Here is a 15,117-nt window from a genome sequence, read left to right as displayed (position 1 = left end):
AGTAATAAGGAAGTAATCAAAAATGTTTGAGGATCAAATTTTAAATTACCTGCAAGGAAAAAATATGAACCTAGAAGGTAAGAAAATCTTGGTTGGAGTTTCTGGAGGACCAGATTCTTTAGCACTCCTTCATTTTTTATGGACAAAACAAGAAGAATGGAAAATCAAGGTTTTTGCTGGACATGTGGATCATATGTTTAGAGGGGGGGAGTCGCTCGAGGAGGCTGAGTTTGTAAAATCGTTCTGTGAAGAAAGAAATATTCCTTTTTCTTGGGAGCGAATAGATTTACCAGCATTTATCCAAAAAACAGGAATGAATTCACAAAAGGCAGCAAGAGAATGCAGGTATTCCTTCTATGAAAAAGTAATGGAGAAGCACAACTTAGATTACTTAGCATTAGGTCATCATGGAGATGATCAAATAGAAACCATCTTGATGCGATTAACGAGAGGAAGTTTAGGTAAATCAAGGGCTGGAATTCCTTTTATGCGTCCATTTGGTACAGGAAAAATTATTCGTCCCTTTTTATGTTTAGAAAGGGAAGACATTGAGGAATATTGTAAAGTACATAATCTTAATCCAAGAAGAGATCCAAGCAATGAAAAAGATACCTATAGCCGCAATAGATACAGAAAACAAGTTGTGCCCTTTTTAAAAAAAGAAAACATTCATGCGGCAAAGCATTTTCAACGGTTTAGTGAAGAATTAACAGATGATGAAACCTATTTAATGAAGCAGGCTGAAGAAAAGCTTTCTGAGGTATTGGTTGAAAAAAAGGCTGCGGAAGTAGTAGTTGATATTAATCGTTTTCTTTTAATAGCTATTCCTTTACAAAGAAGATGTATTCAACTAATATTAAATTATCTCTATGACGAGATACCTATTTCATTATCCGCATTACATACTGAGCAAATGATGATATTACTTAAGAGTCCTCATTCTTCTGGAAATATTGATCTCCCGAATGGTTTGAAAGTGAAAAAGTCGTATCATTTTCTTCATTTTCAACTTAATTTATCTCCAGCACAATCCTTTTATTATGAATTATCAAAAATGGGAGAGTTATTATTACCAAATGGGTACAATATTAAGGTAGAATATATAAACGGTGAAACGATTACTAATGACCATTGTATTCTTTTGGATGCAACTTCTATTTCTTTTCCTCTTATTATCCGTACTAGAAGAGATGGTGATAGAATTCATTTAAAAGGAATGGATGGAAGGAAAAAAGTGAACCGTATTTTTATCGATGAAAAGATTCCAATCCATAAGAGAGATCATTGGCCAATCGTTACGGATAGCAAAGGTGAAATTCTTTGGATACCAGGACTAAAAAAATCGATATATTCTCATAGTAATACGAATAGTGGTAGTAATCTATTAATAACATATAAAAAGCAATGATCTTCTAGGGGGCACACAAGAAATGAAACACGATATTGAAAAAATATTGATATCTGAAGAGGAAATACAAGGTAAAATCAAAGATTTGGCATTTCAACTTACAGAGGAATATCAAGATAAATTTCCTTTGGCAATTGGAGTATTAAAAGGTGCTATGCCCTTTATGGCAGATCTTTTAAAACGCGTGGATACATACCTTGAAATGGATTTTATGGATGTGTCAAGCTACGGTAATTCTACTGTATCTTCTGGAGAAGTAAAAATCTTAAAAGATTTGGATACTTCTGTGGAAGGAAGAGACATACTAATTATCGAGGACATTATTGATAGTGGATTAACTTTAAGCTATCTTGTAGAGTTGTTCCGTTATCGTAAAGCAAAATCAATCAAAATTGTGACACTTCTTGATAAACCAACTGGTAGAAAGACAGATCTTAAAGCAGATTATGTAGGATTTATCGTACCAGACGCTTTTGTTGTTGGTTATGGATTAGACTACGCGGAAAGGTATCGAAATCTACCATATATTGGTGTTTTAAAACCGGAAGTTTATACTAGTGACAGTGAATAAGTACATGAAAAGAGGAATTCTAGCCCGAAGAGGGTAATTCCTTGAATTTACTTAATTTTCTATGTTACTATACTCTATAGTTTGTTTACCGTGGGAGGAGGTAAGGGATGAACCGTATTTTTCGTAATACCATTTTTTATTTATTAATATTTTTAGTAATTATCGGTGTGGTTAGTTTTTTCAATGGAAATAATCAGCCTACCAAGCAATTAACATATACTGAATTAATAAATCACCTTGATGCTGGTGATGTTGCCGAAATAACGCAGCAGCCTGAAAGAGGTGTCCTTGAAATACGCGGGAAATTAAAGGGCTATAAAGAAAATGAAACATTTGTTTCCTATGTAACTAATAATGAAACAAATGCTCAAGTGATCTTAAAGGCTGCTACAGAAGGTTCCAAAATCGATGTCAAGCCTGCACAAGAAACAAGTGGATGGATCACATTCTTTACTTCAATTATTCCGTTTGTGATTATTTTTATCTTATTTTTCTTCTTGCTAAATCAAGCCCAAGGTGGCGGCGGCGGCCGTGTAATGAACTTTGGTAAGAGTAAAGCAAAACTATACAACGAAGAAAAGAAAAAGGTTCGCTTTAATGATGTAGCGGGCGCAGATGAAGAAAAGCAAGAGCTAGTAGAAGTAGTGGAATTCTTAAAAGATCCCCGAAAATTTGCTGAGCTAGGTGCTAGAATACCAAAAGGTGTCCTTCTTAATGGACCTCCAGGAACAGGTAAAACATTACTTGCTAGAGCTGTTGCAGGAGAAGCTGGTGTACCTTTCTTCTCTATCAGTGGTTCTGACTTCGTGGAAATGTTTGTTGGGGTAGGGGCTTCTAGGGTTCGTGATTTATTTGAAAATGCGAAGAAAAATGCTCCTTGTATTATCTTTATTGATGAAATCGATGCTGTTGGTCGTCAACGTGGCGCTGGTTTAGGTGGAGGACACGATGAACGTGAACAAACGTTAAACCAACTATTGGTTGAAATGGATGGATTCGGTGCAAATGAAGGGATTATTATCATTGCTGCTACAAACCGTCCTGATATTCTTGACCCTGCATTATTACGTCCAGGTCGTTTTGACCGACAAATTACGGTAGATAGACCAGATGTTAATGGTCGTGAGGCGGTATTACGTGTACATGCTCGTAATAAGCCTTTAGATGAGTCTGTTAATTTAAAAAGCATCGCTCAACGTACTCCGGGATTCTCTGGTGCGGATTTAGAAAACCTTCTAAACGAGGCTGCACTTGTTGCAGCGAGAGCGGATAAAAAGAAAATCGACATGGAAGACATGGATGAAGCGACAGATCGTGTTATTGCTGGACCTTCCAAGAAAAGTCGTGTTATTTCCAAAAAAGAAAGAAACATTGTTTCTTACCATGAAGCTGGACATACGATTATTGGTGTTGTATTAGATGAGGCGGATATGGTTCATAAAGTAACAATCGTACCTAGAGGTCAAGCTGGTGGATATGCAGTTATGCTTCCTAAGGAAGATCGTTTCTTAATGACGAAACAAGAGCTTCTTGATAAGATTACTGGATTACTTGGCGGTCGTGTTGCAGAGGATATCGTATTTGGGGAAGTAAGTACTGGAGCCCATAATGATTTCCAAAGAGCTACAGGTATTGCCCGTAAAATGGTAACAGAATACGGAATGAGTGATAAACTTGGACCATTACAATTTGGTCAAGCGCAAAGTCAAGTATTCCTTGGTCGTGACTTAAATAATGAACAAAATTATTCAGATGCAATTGCATATGACATTGATTTAGAAATTCAACGAATTATAAAGGAATGTTATGAAAGAGCAAAACAAATTCTTACAGAAAACCGTGAGAAGTTGAACTTAATCGCTGAAACACTTCTTGAAATTGAAACGTTGGATGCAGAACAAATCAATAGTTTATACAAAGATGGTGTCTTGCCTGACCGTACAAAGAAGGCTGATACTACTTTAGGCACAGAAGATCTAAAAGTAAATATTAACAAAAAAGATGATAACGAGTAATCGTTGAAAAAAGATGCGCTTTCAAGCGTGTCTTTTTTTTGTTAAAACCTCTACAACCACATCTTTTGGAAACAGCCATTGCTTTAGGCTTTGTCTCTTTCTTGTTGTATGTTATGATATTTCCAGTATTGGATAGACTCTAGATATAGCTTTCCTAAGTATATAAAGCGATACAAGATATGACGGGAAAATGAAATTAATAAAAAGTGGTGACTATAATGATTTTTGTCTTTGATATTGGAAATACAAATATAGTATTAGGTGTTTATGATAAAGAAGAATTAAGACATCATTGGAGAATTGAAACAAATCGTTATAAAACGGAAGATGAATATGGTATGATCATTAAATCCCTATTTGATCATGTTGATTTAACGTTTTCAGATATTGATGGAATAATTATTTCTTCTGTTGTTCCTCCAATTATGTTTTCTTTAGAAAGAATGTGTCAAAAGTATTTTCACTTAAAACCGTTAGTTGTTGGTCCAGGAACAAAAACGGGACTAAACATAAAATATGATAATCCTAAGGAAGTCGGAGCTGATCGAATTGTTAATGCAGTTGCGGCTATTCACGAATATGGAAGTCCGTTGATTATTGTTGATTTCGGAACTGCTACAACATTTTGTTATATAAATGAGCAAAAGCAATACATGGGTGGAGCGATAGCGCCTGGTATTAACATTGCGACAGAGGCATTGTATTCAAAAGCAGCTAAATTACCGCGTATTGAAATTGCAAGACCAGAAGGAGTAATTGGTAAAAATACTGTATCAGCTATGCAGTCAGGAATTCTTTTTGGGTATGTCGGCCAGGTAGAAGGCATTGTGAAAAGGATGAAGGCAGAAAGCAATGTACAGCCAAAGGTTATTGCTACAGGTGGATTAGCGAATCTTATTGCAAAAGAGTCAAATATTATTGATGAAATAGATCCGTTTCTTACTTTAAAGGGATTACAGCTTATTTATAAGAAGAATAAGGATACACTAAAATAAAATATGTTTAAACGGAACTTTCATTCCGTTCATTAACTGATAGAAGATAAGGAGTATACAATGAGCGATTATTTAGTAAAAGCATTAGCGTTTGATGGTGAAGTTCGTGCATATGCAGTAAGAAGTACAGAAACAGTAGGAGAAGGACAAAGAAGACATCATACTTGGCCAACAGCATCCGCTGCTTTAGGGAGATCATTAACAGCTACAGCAATGTTAGGAGCAATGCTAAAGGGTGATCAAAAGCTAACAGTGAAAATCGATGGCGGCGGTCCGATTGGTCTTATTCTAGTAGATGGGAATGCGAAAGGGGAAGTCCGCGGTTACGTTACTAACCCACAAGTACATTTCGATTTAAATGAACATGGAAAATTAGATGTTAGAAGAGCTGTTGGAACGGAGGGCACGCTATCGGTTGTAAAAGATATTGGAATGCGTGATTACTTCACTGGGCAGGTGCCAATTGTTTCTGGAGAGCTTGGAGAAGATTTTACTTATTACCTGTTTAATTCAGAACAGGTGCCTTCCTCTGTTGGCGTGGGTGTTTTAGTAAACCCAGATAACAGCATTTTAGCAGCTGGAGGCTTCATTATTCAATTAATGCCCGGAGCGAAGGATGAAACAATTACAAAGATTGAACAAAGATTAAGTGAAATTCCGCCTATTTCGAAATTAATTGAAAAAGGTTTAACGCCAGAAGAGCTTTTGGAAGAAATTTGTGGAAAAGATAATGTGAAGGTAATTGAGAATATGCCAATTTCCTTTACTTGCACATGTTCGAAAGAAAGATTTTCAAATGCAATTATTAGTTTAGGTCAAGCAGAAATTGAAGATATTATCAACACAGACGGTCAGGCAGAGGCGGAATGCCATTTTTGTAATGAGAAATATCTGTTTACAAAGGATGAGTTAGAAACATTATTAAAAGAAGCAAAATAGTTATAAGACACCTGCAGAATTGGGACTTACTATCCCTTGCAGGTTTTTTTTATGTAGAATAGCTGAATAAGGAGTTTCTTTTTTTAGAATAAAGTGGAGATTAAGTGGTTTGGCTGATATGTCCTTGTGTTTATCCTCTTTGTCCCTGTTTAAGTATAAACTGCGATAGAAAGCAACTAAAGATTAATTTTTCGGAAAATACAAACATATCAATTGACAAACAAAAGGGTTATTTGGTAAATTAATATTATAAAACCAATTAAAATACTCGGAATAAAGATAAGGGGAGATAGAACATGTCAAGAATCGCAAATTCTGTAGTAGATCTTATCGGTGGCACACCCATTGTAAAATTAAATCGTTTAGTGGATGATTCAAGTGCAGATGTTTATTTAAAGTTAGAATACATGAATCCAGGAAGCAGTGTAAAAGATCGTATTGCGCTTGCGATGATTGAAGCTGCTGAAAAAAGCGGAGACTTAAAACCAGGCAGTACGATTATTGAACCAACAAGTGGAAATACTGGTATTGGCCTTGCAATGGTTGCTGCTGCAAAAGGTTATCGTGCGATTTTGGTTATGCCTGAAACGATGAGTATGGAACGTCGTCGACTTTTGAAAGCTTACGGTGCTGAATTAGTATTAACCCCTGGACCAGAGGGGATGGGTGGAGCTATTCGCAAAGCAGAAGAATTGGCAAAAGAGAATGGTTACTTTATTCCACAGCAATTTAAAAATATTTCAAATCCTGAAGTACATAGATTAACGACAGGGCCAGAAATTGTGGAGGCTTTTGGCGAGGGAGGTTTAGATGCATTTATTGCTGGTATCGGTACAGGTGGAACTATTACTGGTGCTGGGGAAGTGCTTAAAGAAAAATACAGCAATATCAAAATATATGCAGTAGAGCCTGCTGATTCTCCTGTACTGTCAGGTGGAAAACCAGGACCACATAAAATCCAAGGTATCGGTGCTGGATTTGTTCCGGAAATTTTAAATAGTGAAGTTTATGACGGTATTATTAAGGTTACAAATGAAGACGCTTTTGAATATGCTCGTCGTGCAGGGAAAGAAGAAGGCGTATTAGGTGGAATTTCTTCTGGTGCGGCTATTTACGCAGCATTACAAGTTGCAAAAGAGCTAGGAAAAGGTAAAAAAGTACTTGCAATTATCCCAAGTAATGGAGAACGTTACCTAAGCACACCTCTTTATCAATTTGATGAAGAATAAGCATAAAAATCAGCCTTGGAAATAGGCCTCCTTTGAAAAGGGGGCTTTTTGTTTTAGATTAAAAAACTCTTGTTATGCAGCTATCTGCCGAATAGGTGATTTTTTTGTATTTCTCTCTGTACATCTTGTATGATGAGAACAGATAAAATATAAGGAGCGAAGTCTGTTTGAAAAATTACAAAGTATATAGTAAGACTATTCCTCTTTCATATGACCAGTTTTTTAGGCGCTTTTTAACCATTGCTGAAGATAAGTCCCATTATGTTCTGTTAGAAAGTGGACGTGGTGGCAGATATAGTATTGGTGGAGTTTCACCTATAGTGAAAATGATAGGCCGAAGTAATGGTTTAGAAGTGATAGACGGAAAAGGAACTGTACGAATCGAAGGAAATCCCCTCCATTCTATAAAAGAAGTGATGAATAAGTATGTTGTAGAGACTAATCCAGATCTGCCAGATTTCCAAGGAGGAGCGATAGGATTTATTAGTTATGATTATATCCGTTGTATTGAAAAAATCCCCAATCTGACGACAGATGATATGGAAATACCGGATGTGTTCTTTTTGTTATTCGAGGAATGGTTTACTTATGATCATAAAGAAAATAAATTATGGATATCAGCCTTATACGAAGAAAATCAGTTAGTGATGATTCAAGATAAAGTAGAAACCTATGCGCAAGGCTGGATGGATGAGGAGAAGGAAGAGACAGTTCAAAGCCATACAGAGAAATCGGTAGGATTAAAAGTATCGATGGCGGACAATGAATTTCAACAATCTGTCCGCAAGATTCAGAACTATATTTCTGAAGGAGATGTGTTTCAGGTTAACTTGTCTGTTCGGCAGGCTAAACCACTGCATGTGTCTGCGCTTGAAGTGTACTGGCAGCTAAGAGTTTTAAATCCTTCTCCTTATATGGGGTATTTTCATACACCTGAATTTCAGCTAGTTAGTGGATCACCAGAACTCCTAGTTAAAAAGAAAGGAAAGGAAGTAAGCACAAGACCTATAGCAGGAACAAGGTCCCGTGGGAGAGATGAAGCAGAGGATGTCGAGCTTGCTCGTGAATTAATCGAGAGTGAAAAGGAAAGAGCAGAGCATGTAATGCTAGTAGACCTTGAAAGAAATGATTTAGGAAGAGTATGTACATACGGAAGTGTTCAAGTAGACGAATTTATGGTAATAGAAAAGTATTCTCATGTTATGCATATTGTGAGCAATGTAAAAGGGCAGCTTGCGGACAATAAAGATGAGTATGATCTTATTAATAGTATGTTTCCTGGTGGAACCATTACGGGTGCGCCAAAGATAAGAACAATGGAAATTATTGAGGAACTAGAACCAGTGCGACGAGGCCCATATACCGGTTCATTAGGATGGATTGGTTTTAACCATGATATAGAATTGAATATTATGATCAGAACTATGTTGGTGAAGGAAAACCAAGCATATGTACAAGCAGGTGCGGGAATTGTAATTGATTCTATTCCTGCAAATGAATATAAAGAATCGATGAAAAAGGCCAGAGCGTTGTGGAATGCGAAAGAATTAGCAGAAGAGAAATTAGGTGATGGCAATTGATTTATATGATTGATAATTATGATTCCTTCACCTATAATCTAGTTCAATACTTAGGTTCATTAGGGCAGGAACTGCAAGTGAAAAGAAATGATGAGACTTCTATCGAGGAGATCAGAGGGGAAAAGCCGATGTACTTAATGGTTTCTCCTGGACCATGTACGCCTAATGATGCAGGTATTAGTTTGGAAGCGATTCGTACCTTTGCTGGTGAAATACCGATTTTTGGTGTGTGTCTTGGTCATCAAGCAATTGGGCAGGTTTTTGGAGGAGAGGTTGTGAAAGCTGCCAATTTAATGCATGGAAAGACATCCCTTATTTATCATGATAATCAAACCATTTTTCAGGGTTTACCTAATCCCTTCCCAGCTACGCGCTATCATTCACTGATTGTTAAAAAGGAATCATTGCCAAAGTGTTTAGAGATCTCTGCTTGGACGAAAGAAGGAGAGGTTATGGGGCTTAGACATAAAGAGCTTCCTGTCGAAGGAGTTCAGTTTCATCCAGAATCTATCATGACTAAGGCGGGGATGGAAATCTTACATAATTTTATCCAATTTTATCAAAAAGGAACTAAGTAGAAGATGTATATATATTTAAATGGACAAATAATTCGTCAGGAAGAAGCGGTTATCTCTGTTTTTGACCATGGATTTATGTATGGCTTAGGCTTATTTGAAACATTGCGTATTTATGATGGACATCCTTTCTTATTAGATGATCATCTTAAACGATTAAATGATGGGTTATCGGAGTTGAATATAGAAAAATCTTTTGAGCGAGAAGATGCAGTATCCGTTATAAAAACACTGCTCAGTAAAAATAACATAGAAAATGCCTATATTCGCTGGAATGTTTCAGCAGGAATTGGCATGATCGGACTGCAAACAGAGACGTATACACAACCAAATACGATTGTGTATATAAAACCTCTTCCAAAGGTAGTTGATATGGTTGAAAAAACAGGGCAAATAGTTACAGTTCCAAGGAATACACCAGAGGGATTCTTTCGCTTAAAATCCCATCATTATTTAAATAATATTCTTGCCAAGCGAGAGATTGGGCCAGAGCAGACTATGGAAGGAATCTTTTTGACGAAGGAAGGATATCTAGCAGAAGGTATTACCTCTAATATTTTCTGGGTTGTAGATGGAGAGCTCTATACTCCTAGCTTGCAGACAGGAATATTAAATGGCATCACAAGGCAATTTATTGTAAAACTTGCACAGGATCATGGGGTGGCTGTGAAAGAAGGCATTTTTTCACTAAATATTCTTGCACGTGCCAAAGAGGTATTTGCAACCAATTCCATTCAGGAAATTATCCCGATTAAAAGAATCGATAAGTATGAATATAAGGGAAAAGAGGGTCCTGTTGTTACAATGCTATATAAAGAATATAGAAAACATACTAGTCAATTATGGTCCGTAAAAGAGTTGGAGGGAATAAAGGAATGGTAAATAAAATTGTTTGTGGCCCATATACGTTAAACTATGAACAAAAAACAATCATCATGGGAATTTTAAATGTGAATCCTGATTCTTTTTCTGATGGAGGAAAATATAACAAAATGGATAGAGCTGTTAAGCGTGCGGTCCAGATGGTGGAGGATGGAGCAGATATTATTGATATAGGCGGGGAATCCACCAGACCAGGTTATACAGAAATATCAGTTGAGGAAGAATTAGAACGAGTTATTCCGATTATTGAACGATTAGCTAACGAAGTGAATGTTCCTTTATCGATTGATACATATAAAGGAGAAGTGGCGAGACAATCTTTACAGGCGGGTGCTCATATTATCAATGATATATGGGGAGCAAAAAGAGACCCTAATATGGCTGAGGTTGCAGCCGAGTTTCAAGCTCCTATTATTTTGATGCATAATAGAGATAATCTAAGTTATACTTCTTTTTTGGAAGATGTAGTGTCTGATTTGCGGGAAAGTATTGATATGGTAAAAAGAGCAGGAGTTTCTACCGAGAAAATCATTCTTGATCCAGGTATTGGATTTGCGAAAGATTTAAAGGGGAATTTGGACATGATGCGAGGATTAGATAAGCTTGTTGAAATGGGCTATCCTGTCTTGTTGGGAACCTCGAGGAAATCATTGATTGGCAATGTATTAAATTTACCTGTTAGCGAACGATTAGAAGGAACAGGTGCAACAATATGCTATGGCATTCAAAAAGGATGTCAGTTAATTCGTGTTCATGATGTGAAAGAAATGACAAGAATGGCATGTATGATGGATGCTTTAATGGGAAAGGGCGAATACAGTGGATAAAATAATATTAAACCAAATGGAATTCTATGGTTACCATGGTGTGTTTAAAGAAGAGACTAAGTTAGGTCAGCGTTTTATAGTGGATTTACAAGTAGATGTAGATTTAGCGAAAGCGGGAGCAACAGATGACTTACAGTATTCGGTTAATTATGGCCAGCTATTCTTAGATGTAAAGGAGATTGTGGAGGGGGAGCCATATAAATTGATTGAAGCAGTAGCAGAGAATATTGCAAAGAAACTATTGGAATCTTACTCTCTTATTGAAGGTTTAACTGTTCGGATCATTAAGCCAGATCCCCCGATTCCGGGCCATTATAAATCAGTTGCGGTAGAAATCACAAGGAAGAGAAAAGAATGAATAAAGTTTATTTATCTTTAGGATCCAATATAGGAGATCGGTTAGAATATATACGTGAAGCTGTACAAATGCTACATAATCAGGAAGAGATAAAGGTGGTAAATATTTCATCTGTTTATGAGACGGATCCAGTAGGATATGAGGAGCAAGCACTATTTTTGAATATTGTCATACAGGTTGAAACTTCCTTAAATCCATTTTCTTTATTAGAACAATGCCAAAAGATTGAAAGTGAACTTGGAAGGAAAAGGATAATCAGATGGGGACCAAGAACAATAGACCTTGACATTTTATTGTATAATCAAGAAAATATAGTATCAGAGAAGCTAATTATTCCACATCCAAGAATAGAAGAAAGAGCATTTGTTTTAGTGCCGTTAATAGAAATTGCTCCAGACATAAAGTTACCAAATAAACCAATACTTTTAAAAGAAAGTTTGCAACTTTTGCGAGATAGAGAAGGAGTAAGGGTATGGAAACAACAGAAAAATGGGGAAGACGTATTCGCGCTTTTCGAAAGCTAAAAGGATATACACAGGAAGGTTTAGCAAAAGAGTTACTTGTTTCTGTTTCTATTTTAGGGGAGATTGAGCGAGGGAATCGGATGCCTTCAGAAGAAATGATCGATTCTATTGTAGGTGTGCTAAAGATAACGAGAGAAGAGTTAGATCCACATCAAAATAAATGAGCACGGTTCGTTAGGGAGGTAAAAGATTGTTTAAAATAGGAAATGTTGAAATTAGTAACCGTGTTGTACTTGCGCCAATGGCTGGTATTTCAAATTCTGCTTTTCGTCTAACAGTGAAGGAATTTGGAGCGGGTCTAGTTTGTGCGGAAATGATTAGTGATAAAGGGATTGTTTTGAAAAACAAGAAAACAATGAACATGCTCTATATTGATGAGCGTGAAAATCCAATGAGTTTACAGATTTTCGGCGGAGAAAAGGAAACGTTAGTAGAAGCGGCGCAATTTGTTGATCAGAATACCAATGCAGATATTATCGATATTAACATGGGATGTCCGGTACCTAAAATTACAAAATGTGATGCAGGAGCTAAGTGGTTGTTAGACCCGGATAAAATTTATGATATGGTCTCTGCTGTTGTAGACAATGTTCGTAAACCTGTAACGGTTAAAATGCGTATGGGCTGGGATGAAGACCATATATATGCAGTAAGAAATGCTCAAGCGGTTGAACGCGCAGGTGGAGCGGCAGTTGCCCTGCATGGCCGAACTCGTGTTCAGCTATATGAGGGAACTGCAAACTGGGATATTATTCGTGAAGTAAAACAAGCGATCAATATTCCTTTAATGGGGAATGGAGATGTAAATACACCCCAAGATGCGAAAAGAATGTTAGATGAAACTGGCTGTGATGGTGTTATGATTGGCAGAGCGGCGCTTGGAAATCCGTGGATGATTTATAGTACGGTTAAGTATTTAGAAACGGGTGAGTTAGTTAGTGATCCATCGGTTCGAGAAAAGATGGATGTATGCATATTGCACTTAGATCGGTTAATCCATTTAAAAGGGGAGTATGTAGCCGTTAGAGAAATGCGAAAACATGCTGCTTGGTATTTGAAAGGCATTAAAGGAAATGCAAAAACAAGAAGTGCTATTAATGAATGTGAGACTAGGGAACAATTAGTAACGATCTTGAATGCGTTGGTCTTGGAAGTAGAAGCAAGAGAACAATCTGGGATCGAAGTAGGTTAATTTTAAACGTAACTGTTTAAATTTCCTGTAATATGTGTAAAAATAAAGCTGTTGGACAAAAAATCTGACAGTTTTTTTTCTTTTTTAGTGTCTGTAATCGTGACATTGTGTAGAATAATAAAGTATGTATAAATTGAACGATTCCTTTTTTAGGTGATCATACATAAAAAGATGTTGGAGATGATTAAGCATGAGTCATGAAGAATTAAACTTAAATGACCAATTACTAGTTAGACGTAACAAAATGAATGAGTTGCGTGAACAAGGAATAGATCCGTTTGGTAAACGTTTTGATAGAACTCATTTATCTGAAGCTTTAAAAAAACAATATGAATCCCTAGAGAAAGAAGAACTAGAGGAAAAGAATATCTCTGTTTCTATTGCTGGAAGAGTAATGACAAAAAGAGGAAAAGGGAAAGCTGGATTTGCTCATATTCAAGATCTTGAAGGACAAATTCAACTGTATGTCCGTAAAGATAATGTAGGGGAAGAGCAATATGCAATTTTTAACTCTGTCGATTTAGGAGATATTGTTGGTGTTGAGGGTGTTTTATTTAAAACAAACGTAGGGGAGCTTTCGGTTAAAGTTCAAGATTTTACTTTACTTACAAAGGCTCTTCGTCCTTTACCTGATAAATTCCATGGTTTGAAAGATATTGAGCAACGTTATCGCCAACGTTACTTAGACTTAATTTCAAGTGAAGAAAGTAAGAATACCTTTATTCTGCGCAGTAAGATCATTCAATCTATGCGCCGTTATTTAGATAGCAATGGCTATTTAGAAGTAGAAACGCCAATGATGCATTCTATTGCAGGGGGAGCTTCTGCACGCCCGTTTATTACACATCATAACGCGTTAGACATGCCTTTATATATGCGTATCGCTATTGAGCTTCATTTAAAAAGATTGATAGTTGGTGGATTAGAAAAAGTATACGAAATTGGCCGCGTATTCCGTAATGAAGGAGTATCAACAAGGCATAATCCAGAATTTACGATGATCGAACTTTACGAAGCTTATGCTGATTATCGTGATATTATGAGTCTTACAGAAAACTTAGTTGCTCATATTGCACAAGAAATCCATGGTTCTACAACTGTGACATATGGAGACTACCAAGTTGATTTAAAACCAGAATGGACAAGACTTCATATGGTAGATGCAATTAAGGAATACACAGGAGTAGACTTCTGGCCAAAAATGACTGTAGAAGAGGCTAGAAGATTAGCGAAAGAAAATGATATTGAAATTAATGATAATATGACGTATGGCCATATTGTTAATGAGTTTTTTGAGCAAAGAGTAGAAGAAAAATTAATTCAACCTACTTTCATTTATGGTCATCCTTTAGAGATTTCGCCATTAGCGAAGAAAAATGAGGAAGATTCTCGTTTTACAGATCGTTTTGAACTATTCATAGTAGGAAGAGAGCACGCAAATGCCTTCACTGAATTAAATGATCCTATCGATCAACGTGAAAGATTTGAAGCACAATTAAAAGAGCGTGAACAAGGAAATGATGAAGCACACTTAATGGATGAGGATTTTGTAGAAGCATTAGAATATGGTATGCCTCCAACAGGTGGATTAGGTATTGGTATTGACCGACTAGTAATGCTGTTAACAAATTCTCCTTCCATTAGAGATGTATTATTATTCCCGTTAATGAGACATCGCTAAGTAGGATAAGACACCTTTTGAAGGTGTCTTATTTTTTATAATAGTAATGGTTGTTATAGAACTATATAGAAGAGGTAGTAAAGGGATAAGCATAATAGTATAAGGTTATCTGAAAAACTTATTTATCCCTTATTATATTATCTAAATAAAGAGAGAATACGCAGGTGAATAATAAGAATATTTTTTCTTTTAAAAAGTAGTTGCATAGAGAGTTAAACGGTGGTATATTAATATTCGTTGCTGAAATAAGTGACGATGAAACAAAAAAGAAATTCAAAAAAGTGTTGACATCGAAAACGACTTCTGGTAATATTAAAAAGTCGCCGATGACGACGATAAAC

The 15,117-nt window shown here is 36.3% G+C and carries 15 protein-coding genes; all 15 read left to right on the top strand.

Features of this window, described 5'->3' with window-relative positions:
* The first annotated feature begins 22 nt into the window (after positions 1–22).
* The gene (tilS, locus tag NiCM35_RS24445; RefSeq protein WP_123258669.1) at positions 23–1,408 is read left to right on the top strand and encodes a tRNA lysidine(34) synthetase TilS; all 1,386 of its coding nucleotides are present in this window, start codon (positions 23–25) and stop codon (positions 1,406–1,408) included.
* A gap of 22 nt (positions 1,409–1,430) precedes the next feature.
* A complete protein-coding gene (gene hpt / locus NiCM35_RS24440; RefSeq protein WP_047944392.1) occupies positions 1,431–1,979 on the top strand; it encodes a hypoxanthine phosphoribosyltransferase in 549 nt (182 codons plus the stop codon).
* A gap of 107 nt (positions 1,980–2,086) precedes the next feature.
* Positions 2,087–3,994, top strand: coding sequence for an ATP-dependent zinc metalloprotease FtsH (gene ftsH, locus NiCM35_RS24435; RefSeq protein ID WP_047944393.1), 1,908 nt, complete (start codon positions 2,087–2,089; stop codon positions 3,992–3,994).
* A 218-nt stretch (positions 3,995–4,212) separates the two neighbouring features.
* Positions 4,213–4,989, top strand: a complete 777-nt coding sequence (locus NiCM35_RS24430; protein WP_163187701.1) for a type III pantothenate kinase — start codon at positions 4,213–4,215, stop codon at positions 4,987–4,989.
* 60 nt (positions 4,990–5,049) lie between these two features.
* The gene (gene hslO, locus NiCM35_RS24425; RefSeq protein WP_095333941.1) at positions 5,050–5,928 is read left to right on the top strand and encodes an Hsp33 family molecular chaperone HslO; all 879 of its coding nucleotides are present in this window, start codon (positions 5,050–5,052) and stop codon (positions 5,926–5,928) included.
* Between the two features lie 296 nt (positions 5,929–6,224).
* Positions 6,225–7,157, top strand: coding sequence for a cysteine synthase A (cysK, locus tag NiCM35_RS24420; protein ID WP_095333939.1), 933 nt, complete (start codon positions 6,225–6,227; stop codon positions 7,155–7,157).
* 167 nt (positions 7,158–7,324) lie between these two features.
* Entirely contained in the window at positions 7,325–8,737 is a 1,413-nt protein-coding gene (locus tag NiCM35_RS24415; RefSeq protein WP_433780836.1) for an anthranilate synthase component I family protein, read from the top strand.
* Positions 8,734–9,315 (top strand): aminodeoxychorismate/anthranilate synthase component II, encoded by a 582-nt coding sequence (gene pabA / locus NiCM35_RS24410; protein ID WP_095333935.1) that lies wholly within the window; start codon positions 8,734–8,736, stop codon positions 9,313–9,315. Before NiCM35_RS24415 ends, pabA begins: the two co-directional genes overlap by 4 nt.
* 3 nt (positions 9,316–9,318) lie before the next feature.
* The gene (gene pabC, locus NiCM35_RS24405) at positions 9,319–10,194 is read left to right on the top strand and encodes an aminodeoxychorismate lyase (protein WP_095333933.1); all 876 of its coding nucleotides are present in this window, start codon (positions 9,319–9,321) and stop codon (positions 10,192–10,194) included.
* The gene (gene folP, locus NiCM35_RS24400) at positions 10,188–11,021 is read left to right on the top strand and encodes a dihydropteroate synthase (RefSeq protein ID WP_433780835.1); all 834 of its coding nucleotides are present in this window, start codon (positions 10,188–10,190) and stop codon (positions 11,019–11,021) included. Before pabC ends, folP begins: the two co-directional genes overlap by 7 nt.
* A complete protein-coding gene (gene folB / locus NiCM35_RS24395) occupies positions 11,014–11,379 on the top strand; it encodes a dihydroneopterin aldolase (RefSeq protein WP_095333929.1) in 366 nt (121 codons plus the stop codon). The genes folP and folB overlap by 8 nt, the downstream gene beginning before the upstream one ends.
* Positions 11,376–11,903 carry a 2-amino-4-hydroxy-6-hydroxymethyldihydropteridine diphosphokinase gene (gene folK / locus NiCM35_RS24390; protein WP_433780834.1) on the top strand — a complete coding sequence of 176 codons (528 nt, stop codon included), beginning with the start codon at positions 11,376–11,378 and terminating at the stop codon, positions 11,901–11,903. The genes folB and folK overlap by 4 nt, the downstream gene beginning before the upstream one ends.
* Entirely contained in the window at positions 11,852–12,067 is a 216-nt protein-coding gene (locus NiCM35_RS24385) for a helix-turn-helix domain-containing protein (protein WP_095333925.1), read from the top strand. The genes folK and NiCM35_RS24385 overlap by 52 nt, the downstream gene beginning before the upstream one ends.
* Positions 12,068–12,093: 26 nt before the next feature.
* The gene (dusB, locus tag NiCM35_RS24380) at positions 12,094–13,095 is read left to right on the top strand and encodes a tRNA dihydrouridine synthase DusB (RefSeq protein ID WP_095333923.1); all 1,002 of its coding nucleotides are present in this window, start codon (positions 12,094–12,096) and stop codon (positions 13,093–13,095) included.
* A 190-nt stretch (positions 13,096–13,285) separates the two neighbouring features.
* Positions 13,286–14,776 (top strand): lysine--tRNA ligase, encoded by a 1,491-nt coding sequence (gene lysS / locus NiCM35_RS24375; RefSeq protein WP_433780833.1) that lies wholly within the window; start codon positions 13,286–13,288, stop codon positions 14,774–14,776.
* Positions 14,777–15,117: the final 341 nt, after the last annotated feature.

This window comes from Niallia sp. M35, from assembly GCF_050971705.1.
Classification (GTDB): Bacteria; Bacillota; Bacilli; order Bacillales; family Cytobacillaceae; genus Niallia; species Niallia circulans_A.
This window is presented reverse-complemented; position numbering and strand designations above follow the sequence as displayed.

What these genes read in the sequence shown, in the direction of transcription:
- tilS (WP_123258669.1), top strand. Translation starts at nt 23, where the DNA reads ATGTTTGAGGATCAAATTTTAAATTACCTGCAAGGAAAAAATATGAAC.
- hpt (WP_047944392.1), top strand. Translation starts at nt 1,431, where the DNA reads ATGAAACACGATATTGAAAAAATATTGATATCTGAAGAGGAAATACAA.
- ftsH (WP_047944393.1), top strand. Translation starts at nt 2,087, where the DNA reads ATGAACCGTATTTTTCGTAATACCATTTTTTATTTATTAATATTTTTA.
- NiCM35_RS24430 (WP_163187701.1), top strand. Translation starts at nt 4,213, where the DNA reads ATGATTTTTGTCTTTGATATTGGAAATACAAATATAGTATTAGGTGTT.
- hslO (WP_095333941.1), top strand. Translation starts at nt 5,050, where the DNA reads ATGAGCGATTATTTAGTAAAAGCATTAGCGTTTGATGGTGAAGTTCGT.
- cysK (WP_095333939.1), top strand. Translation starts at nt 6,225, where the DNA reads ATGTCAAGAATCGCAAATTCTGTAGTAGATCTTATCGGTGGCACACCC.
- pabC (WP_095333933.1), top strand. Translation starts at nt 9,319, where the DNA reads ATGTATATATATTTAAATGGACAAATAATTCGTCAGGAAGAAGCGGTT.
- folP (WP_433780835.1), top strand. Translation starts at nt 10,188, where the DNA reads ATGGTAAATAAAATTGTTTGTGGCCCATATACGTTAAACTATGAACAA.
- folK (WP_433780834.1), top strand. Translation starts at nt 11,376, where the DNA reads ATGAATAAAGTTTATTTATCTTTAGGATCCAATATAGGAGATCGGTTA.
- NiCM35_RS24385 (WP_095333925.1), top strand. Translation starts at nt 11,852, where the DNA reads ATGGAAACAACAGAAAAATGGGGAAGACGTATTCGCGCTTTTCGAAAG.
- lysS (WP_433780833.1), top strand. Translation starts at nt 13,286, where the DNA reads ATGAGTCATGAAGAATTAAACTTAAATGACCAATTACTAGTTAGACGT.